Genomic DNA, 17416 nt, shown 5'->3' with positions numbered 1-17416 from the left:
CACGCTGAAGCTCAAGAACATATGAGGCAAGTACGAGCTAGGTGTCTGCGAGAACTTAAAAATAATTCAAAAAAACAATAGTTTCTATGAATGATTGAAAAATACATACGGAATTCGAATTTATTTTTCAATAAAAAAGCCAGTATCATTACTGGCTTTTTTAATGGTTTTAAAAGTGATCTATAATAATTTAAACGATTTAATTGGTATTTTCTTTGGCGTTTTTGTTATCAATGTTAGCGTTTGTTTTATCACTTGGTGTTGGCTCAATCGGCTCTTTAGGGCCAAGAAAACGCGGTTGAATATCTAATACGTATAAATCGATCACCGCTTTACCACGAGCCAGTACTTCTCTAAGTCGAATTTTAAACCCTGCAAATCCTCTTGGTTCGGGTACCGCTAAACAAATCGCATCGATGTTATTGCTCTCGGCAATAAAGAGCGCGCGTTCACAATGGAATTTTTGGGTAATAATAACAAAGTGATCGGCTTCAAAAACCTCTTTAGCGCGAACAACAGAATCTAAGGTTCTAAAGCCTGCATAATCGAGCACAATATCGCTATCTGGAATACCTGACTTTAATAAATCACGTTTCATTGTCCAAGGTTCATTATATGAGCGATGGGCATTATCACCACTCAATAAAAAAACGTTAATTTTCCCTTGTTTATAAAGCTCAAGTGCAGCTTCCATACGATAGCTGTAATAAGGGTTTAATGTTTTAGCTATGTATTTACTCGTGCCGAGTACTAACCCAATAGAGCGAGAAGGAATATGAGAAACGTCATAAAAGATACGATCAGAAGTACTCGCTGAAACCCAACGATCGATCAATAAGCTAGTGCTAACTAAAATGATACAGAGAACTGCAAAAAAGCGACATATTGTGAGCAGTTTCATAATTATCCAACGATAAAATAGATATTGATAATATTACCTTAATCTATTGATAATGTTGCGTTAAAAACGTGTCAAAATTGATGTAAATTTTACCTATTGATACAAAAATAAGCATAACGAGTACTTGTTTATCATGTGAGTTATAATGAACAAGTGGTTATTGATTGTAACTTATGCGATTTATCTTTCAATATATTAAAAAGCCCGCTCGAGGCGGGCTTGATGTTTCATTTTTGCAAAGTTAACGTATTAGAAAGAAGTACGTTTGTAATTACGGTAATCAGACTGCCAGAAGTTAGCATCGATTTTCTCAAGAATACGCTCATCAGAGTTTTTCGGCGCTTTACCTTGTTCAATGGCTTTTTTCGCGACAGCAAATGCGATCTTACGTGATACTTTTTGAATGTCTTCCAGTGGCGGAAGTAATGCACCATGGCCATTGATTGCAAGCGGTGAACATTCTGCCAATGCACGGCTACTTGCCATTAGCATTTCATCGGTAACACGGCGAGCATTTACTGCTAGTACACCTAGACCAATACCTGGGAAGATGTAGCTGTTGTTACACTGTGCAATTGGGTATGTTTTACCGTTGTGCACAACAGGTTCAAATGGTGAGCCTGTTGCTACCAATGCGTTGCCATCAGTCCAGTTTATGATGTCGGCAGGTGTTGCTTCTACACGACTAGTTGGATTAGATAACGGGAATACGATAGGACGCTTGCAGTGTGCATGCATCTCACGGATCACTTCTTCACTAAATAGACCCGGTACACCAGATACGCCAATCAGTACCGTAGGTTTTGCATTACGCATAACATCAAGCAGTGAAACATTGTTATCTGCCAGATCCCAATTATTCACAGTATCGCGCTTCTGAACCAGTGCTTGTTGGAAATTAAGCAGGTTTGGCATGTCATCAATCAGCAAGCCCCAACGGTCGACCATGAATACTTGGCTGCGTGCTTGTGCTTCAGAAATACCTTCAGATACCATTTGTGCAACAATCGCTTCAGCAATACCACAACCTGCTGAACCTGCACCTAAGAAAGAAATTCGCTGTTCAGATAGTTTACTTTTCGCTGCTTTACACGCCGCAAGTAATGAACCTACAGTAACAGCTGCTGTACCTTGAATGTCATCGTTGAAACAGCAGACTTTGTTTTTGTAACGCTCAAGCAATGGCATGGCATTCTTTTGTGCGAAATCTTCAAATTGAATTAACGCATCAGGCCAACGTTGCTTAACTGCTTGAATGAACTCATCAACAAAGTTGTCGTATTCCTGTCCAGAAATACGAGTGTGACGCCAGCCCATGTACATAGGGTCAGATAAACGTTGCGGGTTGTTAGTACCTACATCCAGTACAACGGGTAGAGTATATGCAGGGCTTATACCACCACAAGCGGTGTAAAGTGCTAGCTTACCAATGGGAATGCCCATGCCGCCGATACCCTGATCGCCAAGACCAAGAATACGCTCGCCATCGGTTACAACAATAACTTTTACGTTTTGACGAGAGGCATTGTTTAGCATGTCTTCAATGCGGTCACGGTTTGGGTACGAGATAAACAGACCACGACCACGACGGTAAATGTTAGAGAAATCTTCACAAGCCGCGCCAACTGTTGGCGTATAAATAATCGGCATCATTTCTGTGATGTGATTTTCAACCAAACGGTAGAATAAGGTTTCGTTTGTATCTTGGATATTACGAAGATAGATGTGCTTATCCATGTCTTTATCAAATTTTTGGTATTGTTGATAAGCACGTTCTGTTTGTTCTTCTATAGATTCAATTGCTTCAGGAAGCAGACCTTCCAAGTTGAAGAACATACGTTCTTCTATAGAGAATGCACTACCTTTATTTAGCAGAGGTGTTTCAAGTAAAGCGGGACCGGCGTAGGGGATGTATAAAGGTCTTTTATCGTTGTTCATGCAATAGACTCTGTTTATGTTTAGAAGAAGGCATAAATGAAAATTGTAGTATAACTTTCATTTAGGGCGTCAATCGTAGAGCGTCGAGGCGCGTAATTCAAAGAATGATGACATAAATTTCGCGAACGAGATCATGTTTTTGTATATTTGTGGGGATTTTCCCCGTTCCTTATACCTTAAGCGTTAAAAACAATATGCTAAGGTAATTAATAAGTTAGCCAGTAACACTAGTTGTGTGACTCTATATGGTGTTTTGTAACGAAGAATACGTTTACGGCATGACAATATAATGAACAAGCGTAAACATAAAACCCGCAGTTAGCGGGATTTATGTTGTTCATTCTATCGCAGGAATAATGGATTAACTACCGTGAGAACTCAAACCATATTTTTTGATTTTTCGGTATAACGTCGCAATACCAATTCCCAGTTCATCCGCGACTAATTTCCGGTTGCTTAACCGACTAATCGCTTCTTCAATTCGAATTTTTTCCATTTCTTCTAAGCTCATAATGCTGTCATCAATGATCAGTTGATCACTTTTCTGTTCTAGCACTGTGCCTTCAAAGTAGGGAGGTAATAGATCGATATCGATAGCATCACCTTCTGGTACAACATTGACGAGGTATTCAATAAGATTGCTCAACTCACGCACATTGCCCGGCCAATGGTACGCATTCAGTCGCAACATAACGGCAGGTGTAATACCTGGATAGCTAACACCGATTTTACGGGTGTGAATATCAAGAAAGAAGTGGATTAGCAGCTCAACATCTTTTCCGCGTTCTTTTAAAGTGGGTAAATGAATGGGAATGACGTTTAAACGATAATATAAATCCTCTCTGAACTTGTTGGTGGCAATCATTTCTGCGAAATTACGGTTTGTTGCTGAAATCACGCGAATATTGACAGGAATGGCCGTATTTGAGCCAATCGGCATGACTTCTCGTTCTTCTAATACCCGTAATAATTTAGCTTGCAATGTCATCGACATATCACCGATTTCATCAAGAAATAGGGTGCCTTGATTAGCAGCTTGAATCAGCCCTGTTTTGCCTTTGCTTGATGCACCAGTAAAAGCGCCTTTTACATAGCCAAATAGTTCACTTTCTAATAATTGGTCTGGAATCGCGGCACAGTTAATGGCAATAAAAGGCTTATCGACACGATCGCTCATATTATGAACGGCATGCGCGACAACTTCTTTACCTGTGCCACTATCACCATTAATTAATACACTGGAAGGGCTGCTGGCAATACGAGAGATAAGCACCTTCAGTTGCTGCATCTTTTTACATTCACCAATCACACCCGTGAATTGTGCTTTCGGAGCCTCATTATTCGAGAAAGATGTATTCGGTTGATAGAAAGCCATAATAAAGAGTTGGTGCCCTTGAATATCATGGAACTGACCAACCACTAATTCTTGGCGTTTGCCTAAAGAAATAATGTGCTGTTGATGACCTTTAAGATCGTTGTTGTGAATAGATAAAGGTTGGATGTTTACTTCTACCCGTACTAATTCTTCTTTTTCTATATTCAAATTAGTGAGGGCTGGCGTATTACCGTATTGAACACGGCTATGCTCATCGAGTACTAATACCCCTTGATCCATATTTTCGATCAGGCTAGTAAACACTTTATCTAGCCCGTGCTCTGAGTCGTTTATATCTAAAACTTTTGAGACAAACAGCTCTGAGATGTGCCGAATATAGTCGGAAAATAGCTGAGCATTTTCTTTAATCTTTTCACGAGACTCGATATTGAAAGCCACTAAGCTGATCACACCGATACAACGGTCTTCAATCATAATGGGGACGCCAAGAAAAGCGGTTTCACGACAATTAGTTTTGTTAGTACATCCATCGCACAAAGGATCGGTACGTGATTTAACAACGACTTTTTCTTGGTGTGTTTCCAAAATATAGCGAAATATTCTTGAGCTAGTATTTAACTTCTTACCAAAAAATTTACTGTAAGGACCAGTACCCGCAATACGTACTAAATTGGCATCAACCACTTCTGCATCTAATTGAAGCACGGCAGAAAGCATTTGGGTGAAGCGCAGAATGGTTGGCTGCAATTGCATTAATTCTGATTGATGTGTGGTGTTCAACATAATTCAGTTCTATCCCTAAATAATACTTCTATAACTTAATCAAGTATTGCTTGCATCAATTTGATGTGAATCAGGCTTTTATCGTCGAGTGATAATACGAAATAGGAATTGCTAGCGCGGTCACACCAGAATATCAAATAGGAATTGTTAGCGCGGTCACATCAGAATATCAATATGATAATTGACACTGTGGTCACTATCATTTTGGTTACTATCACTGATAGCCGCTGATAGTGATAATTTGGCTATAAATATTAAGTAACTTTTCACGCCTTGGTATAAGCTGTTGTTTTTTAATGCATTAAATCTATTTTAGTTAATTGTTTTTTAATTGGCACAGTTATTGGATTAAGAGAACCAGAAGCTTGTTAACACCCACAAGCATTTCCAGCCTCGCACTCTTACATATTTGATAACTGGATATACACCAATAACGAATTCATAACTGGGAAGAATAAAATGAAAAGCATTAATGAACTGATCAAGGAAATCAATGAACTAAAGTCTGAACTGCATGATAAAGATTTCTTATTAACGTGGGAGCAGAGCCCAGAAGAACTAGAGCGTGTATTAAAAACAGCGCAAGTTTTAAAAGCGATGCGCCAAGAGAATATTGCAACCAATGTATTTAATAACGGCTTAGGTATTTCTCTGTTCCGCGATAACTCAACACGTACCCGTTTCTCTTATGCTTCTGCGATTAATATGTTGGGTTTGGCCCAGCAAGATCTTGACGAAGGTAAATCTCAAATCGCACATGGTGAAACCGTGCGTGAAACAGCAAACATGATTTCATTTTGTGCCGATGCCATTGGTATTCGCGATGATATGTATTTAGGCGCAGGTAATGCTTATATGCGTGAAGTGGGTGCTGCATTAGATGAAGGTGTTAAAGAAGGCGTTTTACCGAGCCGTCCTGCATTAGTTAACCTTCAGTGTGACATTGACCACCCAACTCAATCAATGGCAGATCTTGCATGGCTAGAAGAGCACTTTGGTGACTTGAATCAGCTTAAAGGTAAGAAACTCGCAATGACATGGGCGTACTCTCCAAGTTACGGCAAACCACTTTCTGTACCACAAGGCATTATTGGTTTAATGACCCGCTTTGGCATGGACGTGACATTAGCGCATCCAGAAGGTTACGACCTTATTCCTGAAGTGGTTGAGCAAGCGCGTCAGAACGCAGAAGCATCTGGTGGTAGCTTTACTCAAGTAACGTCTATGGAAGAAGCGTTCGACGGTGCTGATATTGTTTACCCTAAATCTTGGGCTCCGTATCAAGTGATGGAGCGTCGTACCGAATTGCTTCGTGCACAAGACCATGATGGATTAAAAGCCCTTGAGCAAGAATGCCTAGCACAAAATGCGAACTTTAAAGACTGGCATTGTACTGAAGAAATGATGACGAAAACCAAGGGCGGTGAAGCTTTATACATGCACTGTCTGCCTGCTGATATTACAGGTGTTTCTTGTAAAGAAGGCGAAGTAGAAGAGGCCGTATTCGAGAAGTACCGTATTGCCACTTATAAAGAAGCAAGCTGGAAGCCGTATATCATTGCATCGATGATCATGAACCGTAAATACCAAGAACCTGGTTTGGTATTACAACAACTGCTTGATGAGTATAAAACTCGCGTTAAATAAGTTTTGCTCCTTTCGCGGGGTAGTGTGTTCTTCGTTATCCCGCACTTCTTTTTATTCACATCAATGAGGTCTGATCGTGTCTATATTCTCTCTAAAAATGGAGATAGCCGATAACCGTCACTATAACGGTCAGCTGTCTTCTTTGTTCACCATTGATGAAGCGGAAAAAGCCCGTGCCTTCCATCAAAAAGTTGAAGGTTATCAACCAACACCATTGCAATCTCTCGACTGTCTAGCTAAAGAAATTGGTGTCGGCAAAATCTTAGTAAAAGATGAATCCCACCGTTTCGATTTATGCGCATTCAAAATGTTAGGTGGGGCATATGCTATTGCTCGCTTGCTATGTGATGAATACCAACTTGATATAAATGCCTTTGATTTCGATACGCTCAAAAATGACATTAAAGAAAAGATGACGTTCGCAACAGCAACCGATGGTAACCATGGACGCGGCGTAGCATGGGCAGCGAATAAGCTGGGTCAAAATGCGGTTGTGTATATGCCAAAAGGTGCGGCTGACGAACGCGTAAAAAACATTCGCGCTTTAGGTGCTGAATGTATCGTTACCGACATGAACTACGACGATACCGTGCGATTAGCTATTAAGACAGCAGAAGAGAGCGGATGGAAAGTGGTTCAAGACACGGCATGGGAAGGTTATACCAAAATCCCAACATGGATTATGCAAGGTTATACAACATTAGCGGCAGAAGCCGTTGATCAAATGAAAATCCACGCTGTTGCTAAACCAACACATGTGTTCTTGCAAGCCGGTGTCGGTGCATTAGCGGGCGGTGTCTTGGGGTACCTATGTGACCTATATGGCGCTGAAAATTTGCATTCTGTAATAATTGAACCCGACCAAGCAGACTGTATCTACCGTTCAGGTATCAGTGCTGACGGCGGCATGGTGAATGTTGGCGGCGACATGGCAACCATCATGGTGGGTCTAGCGTGTGGTGAACCAAATCCGTTAGGTTGGCCAGTATTGCGTGATTGCGCGACTCAATTTGTTTCTTGCCAAGATAGCGTAGCAGCACTTGGCATGCGCGTATTGGGTAATCCATTAGGTGATGATCCTCGTGTGATATCCGGGGAATCAGGTGCAGTAGGTGCGGGCTTATTAGTAGCCGCCCATTACCATCCAGACCGTGAAGCATTAATGGCGAAGATGGGGCTGAATAAATACTCTGTCGTGCTGTTGATCAATACCGAAGGTGATACTGATCCGGTTCATTATCGTGAAGTGGTATGGCAAGGCAAGCACCCGACGCTTTAGTTACAAAATATATATTAAGAAAATTAATTAGCGTCCTGCGTGCGTCATCAAAAGTGCAGGGTGCCTTGAAAATAGATCATGTCGGGTGTGATGACCACCACTCGACCCAAGGAGAATTACAATGACAAAGAATATTCCTTTCAACACTGTTGTAGAAAAAGCGGAAGAATACAGAGCAGATATGACACGTTTCTTACGTGACATGATTGCGATTCCAAGCGAAAGCTGCGACGAAGAAAAAGTAGTGTTGAGAATCAAAGAAGAAATGGAAAAAGTGGGTTTCGACAAAGTTGAAATCGACCCAATGGGTAACGTACTAGGGTGGATTGGTCATGGTCCACATTTGATTGCGATGGATGCACACATTGATACCGTTGGTGTCGGCAACATGGACAACTGGGAATTCGACCCATACCAAGGCATGGAAAACGACGAAATTATCGGTGGTCGTGGTGCATCGGATCAAGAAGGCGGCATGGCTTCAATGGTTTATGCTGGCAAGATCATCAAAGATCTTGGTCTTGAAGATGAATACACGTTGTTAGTTACTGGTACTGTACAAGAAGAAGATTGTGATGGTCTTTGCTGGCAGTACATCATCGAAGAAAGCAATATTCGTCCAGAGTTTGTGGTTTCTACTGAGCCAACAGATTGCCAGATCTACCGTGGTCAGCGCGGACGTATGGAAATTCGTGTTGATGTAGCAGGGGTGAGCTGCCATGGCTCTGCACCAGAGCGTGGCGATAACGCTATCTTCAAAATGGGTCCAATTCTGAACCAACTTGAAGGGCTATCTCATAACCTAAAAGATGACCCATTCCTAGGCAAAGGCACACTGACTGTCTCTGAAATATTCTTTACCTCACCAAGCCGTTGTGCTGTCGCAGATAGCTGTGCTGTGTCTATTGACCGTCGCTTAACATGGGGCGAAACATGGGAAGGTGCACTTGACGAAATTCGTGCACTACCAGCAGTACAAGAGGCACAAGGTGTGGTGTCTATGTATGAATACAACCGCCCAGCTTACACTGGTTTGGTTTACCCAACAGAGTGTTATTTCCCAACGTGGGTGATTGATGAAGAGCATGTCGCGACCAAGACACTAGAAGCTTCTTACGAATTATTATTCGACAAGAAACCAAAGGTTGATAAGTGGACATTCTCTACTAACGGCGTTTCTATCATGGGTCGTTACGGTATTCCTGTTATTGGATTTGGTCCGGGTAAAGAGCCTGAAGCACACGCGCCAAACGAAAAAACATGGAAAGATCATCTAGTAACTTGTGCGGCAATGTATGCCGTGATCCCACAAATGTATTTGAAACAACTCGAAAAATAGAAACGACTTACAACTTCGCAATGTCGAATGATGTTTCATTAATAACAATAAGCGTTAAACGATATTGATACCGACTTCCGTCCCGAGGGTGTCAGTTCACTCTGCCTTAGAGAACTGACCACATATCCCCCTCGGGATGGCTTTATTGTTTGAGTTTGCGAATGCGATAAAAAAATAACAAAACAGTGTAATAAATAGATTTGATACAAAAAGGACAACGTAATGAAACAGAGCATTCATTCTGCAAACCGTCCGGTCGACAACGATGTTCGCCCAACCTTAATCGTTAACGGTATTGTTGTAGACGCTCATAGCGAAAGTAAAAAACAGATCTTAATTATTGATGGCAAGATTGCCAAGGTTGCTCATACCATCGATGATTACCCCAAAGGCACCAAAGTGATTGATGCCGCGGGATTATACGTGATGCCGGGTGGTATCGATGTACATACCCATTTCAATATTGATGCAGGGTTTACCCGTAGCATCGATGATTTTTATACAGGTACCCGATCGGCAGCTTGTGGTGGTACAACCATGGTTATCGACCACATGGGGTTTGGACCTAAAGGGTGTAACCTGCATCACCAACTTAGTGTTTATAAAGACTACGCTGGTAATAATGCCGTTATTGATTACAGCTTTCATGGCGTTATTCAGCATATAAATGACGAGATTCTTGCCGAAATGGCGTCTATGGTCGAAGAAGAAGGTATTTCGAGCTTCAAGCTCTATCTTACTTATGGCTATAAATTAGATGATGACTCAGTACTGCGCGCATTAACGCAGTTAAATAAAGTGAATGCACTAACAACGGTTCATCCAGAGAACGATGCTGCAATTGCATTACGTCGTACTCAACTGTTGGAAGCAGGTAAAACCGCCCCGAAATACCATGCCATAAGCCGTCCGTTAGAGTGTGAAGCAGAAGCTATTGGTCGAATGATAAATCTTGCACGATTAGCCGATAATGCACCGTTATATATCGTCCACTTATCCAATGGATTAGGGCTGGACTACATTCGCTTAGCCCGCCAAAACAAACAACCTGTATGGGCGGAAACCTGCCCTCAGTATTTGTTACTGGATGAAAGTTGTTACGAACGTGACGATGCATTGAAATTCATTTTAAGCCCACCATTACGCCCAATCGCAGAACGTGAAAAATTATGGCAAGGCCTTATGGATGGCAGTATTGATACCGTTGCGACCGATCATTGCTCGTTTACTTATCATGAGCAAAAACAACGCGGAAAAGATAATTTTAGTGCCTGTCCAAATGGCATGCCTGGTGTAGAGACGCGTATGCCATTGCTCTTCTCTGAGGGTGTGATGGCAGGGCGAATTACGCCAAGCCGTTTTGTGGAATTAACCAGCTATATGCCAGCAAAGCTGTTTGGATTGTATCCACAGAAAGGCAGTTTTGATATTGGTGCTGATGCTGACATTGTGCTGTTTGATCCGAAAGAGAATGTCACAGTCACACACGATTTATTGCACGACAATACCGATTATACCCCGTTTGAATCAATAGAAAGCCATGGCTGGCCAGTTATGACATTAAGCCGTGGCAATGTAGTGGCGTGTATGGGTGAATTTATGGGGAAAGCTGGGAATGGCCGCTTTGTTCACCGCAAACCTTTCTCAACGCAGCATATTTCAATGAGTGAACTCTCAACGGAGCAAACCTCTGCGAATCATGGTGGTGAGAAAGAGTAAGAAGGCAATTTCCCTTTAAAATTTAGAACCTCAAGGAGGTAATATGAAACCCACAGCTGTAGTAGCCCTTGGCGGTAATGCCTTGCTGCGTCGTGGCGACGCGCCCAGTTTTGACAATCAACTCGCTAACATCAAAGTAGCGGCAAAAGCCATTGCTGAAATAGCCAAAGAATACCAAGTTGCTATTGTCCATGGTAATGGGCCGCAAGTCGGCTTATTAGCGTTACAGAACCTAGCGTATGACAAAGTATCACCGTACCCATTAGATGTGTTAGGTGCAGAAAGTGAAGGCATGATTGGCTATATGTTGGCGCAAGAGCTGCAAAACCTCATGCCAGAAATACAAGTGGCGACTTTGTTAACCCGCATTGAAGTCGATGCCAACGATCCAAGCATGTTGGATCCTTCGAAGTTTGTTGGACCCGTCTACAACGAAGAAGAAGCGGGCATTCTTGCAGAAGCCAACAATTGGATCATGAAACGAGATGGCGAATTTGTTCGTCGTGTAGTGCCGTCACCTAAACCAATCAATATATTAGATAAGGTGTCTATAGATACCTTACTTGCGGCCGGGCAGGTCGTGATTTGTTGTGGTGGTGGTGGTATTCCTGTTTGCCGTGCTGAAGTAGGCTACCAAGGTGTAGAAGGTGTGATTGACAAAGATCTTTCAGCCACGTTATTAGCAAAGCAACTCAATGCCGATAAATTATTGATCTTAACCGATGCCGACGCCGTGTATTTAGATTGGGGTACTGATAACCAACGAGCACTGCGTAAGGCAACGCCCACAGAACTGAGTGAATATGATTTCCCCGCCGGTTCAATGGGGCCAAAAGTCGAAGCAGCGACTGACTTTGCCACATTCGGTGGACGTGCCTATATCGGTGCGCTTGAAGAAGGATTAGAAGTATTGGCCGAACGCGCAGGTACATGCGTGAGTATGTAGGCCAAGTGCAGTGATGAGGAAAAGAGGTGTGTATTGGCACCGTGCGTAACGTAACCAATAAGCCTAATTCTTTCACATCACTGCTTTTCATGATCTGCGCCCACTCAAATTATTACATCCAAGGGCGCATTTTTTTACCGTCAAAAAGGTAGAATATGATGAGCAATTGTTCTAAGGATATGACCTTACCCCCAGACCTTAAAATGAAAAAAGGGTCAGGGGCCATTCGTACAAAACTTCCTATCTATTCCAATTCCCTACCACCTTGTAATCACGCCTGTCCTACCGGGAGTAATATACAAGAATGGCTATCCCTCGCTCAGTCAGAGCACTATGAAGATGCCTTTCAAGCGTTAATCAAAAATAACCCAATGCCTGCGATTCATGGTCGCGTGTGTTACCACCCGTGCGAATCGGCGTGTAATCGTACCAACGTGGATCAAGCGGTGAGTATTCATGCCGTTGAACGTTATTTAGGTGATCAAGCGTTAGTCAATAATTGGCAAGTACGTTTTCAGGCCGAGCCAACCGGTAAACGAGTATTAGTTGTTGGCGCGGGTCCTAGTGGTTTAGCGACGGCATATCACCTCAAGCGTAAAGGGCATGAGGTTGAAATACGCGATGCAGCACCAATGGCTGGTGGCATGATGCACTTTGGTATTCCTGCGTACCGTTTACCGCGTGATATTTTAGAAAATGAAATCGCACGCATCGAAGCCATGGGTATCAAGATTATATTGAACCACAAAGTGGAAGATTTACTGGCCGAGAAAGTGAAAGGGCAGTTTGATGCGGTTTTCCTCGCGATTGGTGCACATGTCGGTCGTGGTGTTGATATTCCAAACGATGAGCCTGAAAAAGTCAACGATGCGGTCTCGTACTTACGCGATGTTGAACTGGGTACTGCGCCCGTATTAGGTAAACGTGTTGCAGTCTATGGCGGCGGCAATACCGCGATGGATGCAGCCCGAACTGCACGCCGTTTGGGGGCAGATGTGACGGTGATTTACCGTCGCGATCGTGCACACATGCCAGCCCATGATTTTGAATGTGTCGAAGCAATGGAAGAAGGCGTGACTTTCCATTGGCAGCGCACCATTAAAGAAATCGATGGCACGGCGTTTACGTTGGAAAAAATGGCGATTGATGACAATGGTCGTCCGCAACCGACTGGCGAATTTGAAACAGTGGAAGCGGATTCATTGATTCTGGCTCTGGGTCAGAATATTGATACCAAGCTGACCGAATCGATACCGTGCGTTGAGCATAAACACGATGGAACCGTGATCGTAAATGAACAAATGATGACGGGTTATAAAGGGTTGTTTGCAGGTGGTGACATGGTGCCGAGCGACCGTACCGTTACCATTGCGGTGGGGCACGGTAAGAAAGCTGCGGCACACATTGATGCATTCCTTAATCACCGTAGTTTTAGCAAGATCAGCAAGCAACCACTGATCCGCTTTGATAAGTTACACCTGTGGTACAAAACCGATGCCGAGCAGAGTGAGCAACCTGCGATTCCGGTGATCCAGCGTGCGACTTCATTTGATGAAGTGGTGGGTGGGTTAACACAAGAGGAAGCCTTATACGAGGCACAGCGTTGTTATTCTTGTGGTAACTGTTTTGAATGTAATGGTTGTTTGGGGGCTTGTCCGCAAGGTGCAATTACCCATCTTGGGAAAGGTAAAGGCTATAAGGTGGATTACGATAAGTGCACCGGTTGTGAAGCCTGCTATTCCCAATGTCCTTGTCATGCGATTGAAATGGTCGCGGCACTAACGGAATAGGAGCTTATCATGACAACGAACAACGATCTTATGACTAAAAATGTATCGACAGAATCTGTTATGCACACGTGTGACGGTAACGAAGCCACGGCACATATTGCTTATCGTGTTAGTGAAGTGTGTGCTATTTATCCAATAACGCCATCTTCGACCATGGCGGAATTTGCCGATCAATGGGCAGCGGAAGACAAGCGTAATATTTGGGGTAATATTCCTCTTATTGCTGAAATGCAAAGTGAAGGTGGTGCAGCAGGTACCGTCCATGGCGCATTACAAAGTGGGGCATTAACCACAACATTTACCGCCTCTCAAGGCTTAATGTTAATGCTGCCGAACATGTATAAAATTGCAGGAGAACTTACTTCTGCGGTATTCCATGTCGCAGCCCGTTCGCTAGCGGCACAGGGTTTATCAATCTTTGGTGACCATCAAGATATTATGGCTGCTCGAGGCACCGGTTTTGCGTTATTGGCGTCATCGTCGGTACAAGAAGCTCATGATATGGCGCTGGTGGCTCACGCTGCCACTCTTGATTCTCGTATTCCCTTCATTCACTTTTTTGATGGTTTTAGAACCTCGCATGAAGTGAATAAAATCAAGGTAATTTCTGATGCTCATATCAGAGAAATGATTTCAGATAAGTTAGTACGCGAACATCGGGAGAGAGGCTTAAGACCCGATAAGCCGTTTATTCGTGGTACGGCACAAAACCCAGATGTATATTTCCAAGGTCGTGAAACGGTTAATCCGTTTTATGCTCAAACGCCTGCTATTGTGCAGCAGTGTATGGATAAACTGGGTGAGTTAACAGGGCGTCATTATAAGTTACTGGAATTCCATGGCGCACCAGATGCTGAACATGTCGTGATTGCGATGGGGTCCGGTGTTGAAACCATAAAAGAAACGGTCGAATATTTAGTGGCGCAAGGCAAAAAGGTGGGTGTATTACAGGTACGCCTCTATCGTCCGTTATCTGCAGAGCATCTGTTGGCTGCACTGCCTGAAACAGTAACGAAAATCACCGTGCTTGATCGCACAAAAGAACCGGGTGCCAATGCAGATCCGCTGTATCAAGACATACTGACTGCTTTGATCGATAATCAAGATATGTATAGTGTTAAGCCTAATCAGGTAATGCCGCGATTAGTGGCTGGCCGTTATGGTTTATCGAGCAAAGAATTTACGCCCGCGATGGTCAAAGCTATTTTTGACAACCTTGCACAAGATAAATCGAAGCATCATTTTACGATCGGTATTATTGATGATGTGATGAACTCGCACCTTGAATACGATCCCGCTTTTGATATTGAATCCAACGACGTTGTTCGCGCGATGTTCTATGGGCTTGGTGCCGATGGTACGGTCGGGGCAAATAAGAATACCATTAAGATAATCGGGGATGATCCTAATTATTTTGCACAAGGTTATTTTGTCTATGATTCTAAAAAGTCAGGATCGCAAACTGAGTCACATCTGCGTTTTGGTCATCACCCAATTAATAGTCCGTATTTAATTCAATCGGCGAACTTTGTGGCGTGTCACCAATCAACGTTTGTTGAAAGTACAGACATGTTGGCAAAAGCCGCTGATAAGGCAACGTTCTTACTCAATACCACGGTTCCTGTAGATAAGGTGTGGGATAGTTTACCTGCCAGAATGCAGCAACAATTAATTGATCGCCACATGAGCCTGCATGTTATTGATGCCTACAAAGTCGGGCGTGATACGGGTATGGGCACACGCATTAATACGATTATGCAAACCTGCTTTTTTGCGCTCTCTGGTGTGTTAGATAAAGACGTCGCCATTGCGAAAATTAAAAAAGCGATCGAAAAAACCTATGCCCGTAAAGGTCCCGAAGTGGTACAGAAAAACTTCGCGGCGGTCGATCATACTTTAGCGCATTTATACCAAGTAGAGGTTCAGCAGCAAGTAACAGCAACCAGCCAGCCTAAACCTGTTGTTTCTGCACTGGCACCTGAATTTGTCCAGCAAGTGACAGCACAAATGATGGCAGGAAAAGGGGATTTAATTCCTGTTTCTATGCTTCCTGTCGATGGCACTTATCCGTCGGGCACCACTCAGTGGGAAAAACGTAACATTGCCCAGAAAATACCGGTTTGGGAATCGCAAGATTGTATTCAGTGCGGTAACTGTAGCATTGTCTGCCCACATGCTGCGATTCGTGCCAAGTTCTACGATAAATCGATTCTTGAACAGGCTCCAGATGGGTTCAAATCGGCAGGTATTACTGCCCGTGGTTTCCCAGATACCCGTTATACCTTGCAGGTGTATGCAGAAGATTGCACAGGCTGTACGTTGTGTGTTGATGCTTGCCCAATGGTGATCGAAGAAGCGAGTGACGGGAAGCCAGAACGCAAAGCAATAAACATGGAAATTAAAGCGCCGTATATGGAGCAAGAGAAACAGAATCTTGAATTCTTTGAAACCATTGCTTATAACGATCGCTCTCGTATTGATTTCTCTAATGTGCGTGGCGCGCAGTTCTTGCAGCCGTTGTTTGAATTTTCAGGGGCGTGTTCAGGTTGTGGTGAAACGCCTTACCTTAAATTGATGTCTCAGTTATTTGGTGATCGCTTAATGATTGCCAATGCGACAGGGTGTTCGTCAATTTACGGGGGTAACTTACCCACCACACCATGGTCGAAAAATGCTGATGGTCGTGGCCCAGCATGGGCAAACTCGTTGTTTGAAGATAATGCCGAATTTGGTTTTGGCTTCCGACTTGCGGCGGTTAAGCAGCATGAGATGGCAGAGCAATTGCTGGTGGAAAATAAGGAATCTCTTGATCCACAGTTAGTCGATGAGCTACTGCATGCCGAGCAGCAAACCGAAAGCGATATTCAGAGCCAAATTAAACGGGTTGATAAGCTAAAAACACAGCTTAAAACTCTGGGTACAGAATCAGCCTTAAATCTAATATCGGTCGCCGATCAGCTTATTCGCCGTTCTATCTGGATAGTGGGTGGTGATGGTTGGGCATATGATATTGGCTCTAGTGGCTTAGACCATGTATTAGCCAGTGGTGCTGATGTTAACGTGTTGGTGATGGATACCGAAGTGTATTCAAATACTGGCGGCCAAATGTCAAAATCGACCCCATTGGGCGCGGTAGCGAAGTTTGCCACTGCCGGTAAGCAAGCCACCAAGAAAGACGTCGCGATGCAGGCTATTTCTTACAACAACGTGTATGTTGCTCGAGTTGCCTTAGGTGCCGATCCTCAGCAGGTGTTGTTAGCGATGCGAGAAGCAGAAGCGTATCACGGTCCTTCAATTATTATTGCCTACAGTCACTGTATTGCGCATGGCATTAATATGGAAGAGGGATTACATCAGCAGCAATTAGCAGTGAAATCAGGCCACTGGCCATTGTTCCGTTATAACCCAGACTTACGAGATGTCGATGAAACCCCATTTTCATTAGATACATTACGCCCAAGTATTCCACTGGCTGAGTATCGTTATAATGAAGCGCGTTATCAAATTCTTCGTAGAACTCACCCTGAAGTTGCGGCTGATATTACAGCCCGCGCACAGAAAGTAGCAGAGCGTAAATGGCAACTTTATGAGGAATTAGCGACTCGAAAACAAGGGTCAATTGCCCCTCATGTTGAGTTAGAAAATAATGATTAAATGTAAAGAATAACTGCTTTTGCTAGTAAAGCCTGATGTTAGATTACGTGTCTAACTATCAGGCTTTTTTTGTTTGGGTGTAAA

10 protein-coding genes are annotated in these 17416 nt (G+C 43.3%); 7 read left to right on the top strand and 3 right to left on the bottom strand.

The genetic code is table 11. From position 1 onward, the window contains the following. Positions 1-199: 199 nt before the first annotated feature. From C9J12_RS12215 to C9J12_RS12205, 3 genes are all read right to left on the bottom strand, one after another. Positions 200-901 carry a SanA/YdcF family protein gene (locus C9J12_RS12215; RefSeq protein WP_107242968.1) on the bottom strand — a complete coding sequence of 234 codons (702 nt, stop codon included), beginning with the start codon at positions 899-901 and terminating at the stop codon, positions 200-202. A 249-nt stretch (positions 902-1150) separates the two neighbouring features. Further along, positions 1151-2839 (bottom strand): NAD-dependent malic enzyme, encoded by a 1689-nt coding sequence (locus C9J12_RS12210; RefSeq protein WP_107242967.1) that lies wholly within the window; start codon positions 2837-2839, stop codon positions 1151-1153. Positions 2840-3200: 361 nt separating this feature from the next. Beyond that, positions 3201-4958, bottom strand: a complete 1758-nt coding sequence (locus C9J12_RS12205) for a sigma 54-interacting transcriptional regulator (RefSeq protein ID WP_107242966.1) — start codon at positions 4956-4958, stop codon at positions 3201-3203. Positions 4959-5417: 459 nt separating this feature from the next. Between C9J12_RS12205 and ygeW the strand changes: the two genes are divergently transcribed. The 7 genes from ygeW (at position 5418) to nifJ (ending at position 17332) form a co-directional block, all read left to right on the top strand. After that, complete coding sequence (ygeW, locus tag C9J12_RS12200) at positions 5418-6605, top strand: knotted carbamoyltransferase YgeW (RefSeq protein ID WP_107242965.1); 1188 nt, start codon at positions 5418-5420, stop codon at positions 6603-6605. 76 nt (positions 6606-6681) lie between these two features. After that, positions 6682-7884: a diaminopropionate ammonia-lyase gene (dpaL, locus tag C9J12_RS12195; RefSeq protein WP_107242964.1), complete on the top strand. Its 1203-nt coding sequence runs from the start codon at positions 6682-6684 to the stop codon at positions 7882-7884. A 121-nt stretch (positions 7885-8005) separates the two neighbouring features. Further along, a complete protein-coding gene (locus tag C9J12_RS12190; RefSeq protein WP_107242963.1) occupies positions 8006-9223 on the top strand; it encodes a YgeY family selenium metabolism-linked hydrolase in 1218 nt (405 codons plus the stop codon). 222 nt (positions 9224-9445) lie between these two features. Then, positions 9446-10942, top strand: a complete 1497-nt coding sequence (hydA, locus tag C9J12_RS12185) for a dihydropyrimidinase (RefSeq protein WP_107242962.1) — start codon at positions 9446-9448, stop codon at positions 10940-10942. A gap of 43 nt (positions 10943-10985) precedes the next feature. Beyond that, the gene (gene arcC / locus C9J12_RS12180; RefSeq protein WP_107242961.1) at positions 10986-11888 is read left to right on the top strand and encodes a carbamate kinase; all 903 of its coding nucleotides are present in this window, start codon (positions 10986-10988) and stop codon (positions 11886-11888) included. Between the two features lie 155 nt (positions 11889-12043). Then, positions 12044-13678 carry an NAD(P)-binding protein gene (locus tag C9J12_RS12175; protein ID WP_170111767.1) on the top strand — a complete coding sequence of 545 codons (1635 nt, stop codon included), beginning with the start codon at positions 12044-12046 and terminating at the stop codon, positions 13676-13678. Positions 13679-13687: 9 nt separating this feature from the next. Further along, entirely contained in the window at positions 13688-17332 is a 3645-nt protein-coding gene (nifJ, locus tag C9J12_RS12170; RefSeq protein ID WP_107242959.1) for a pyruvate:ferredoxin (flavodoxin) oxidoreductase, read from the top strand. Positions 17333-17416 lie beyond the last annotated feature (84 nt).

This window comes from Photobacterium frigidiphilum, assembly GCF_003025615.1.
Lineage (GTDB): Bacteria > Pseudomonadota > Gammaproteobacteria > Enterobacterales > Vibrionaceae > Photobacterium > Photobacterium frigidiphilum.
Note: the sequence above shows the minus strand (reverse complement) of the source record. Positions and strands in the feature narration are given on the sequence as shown.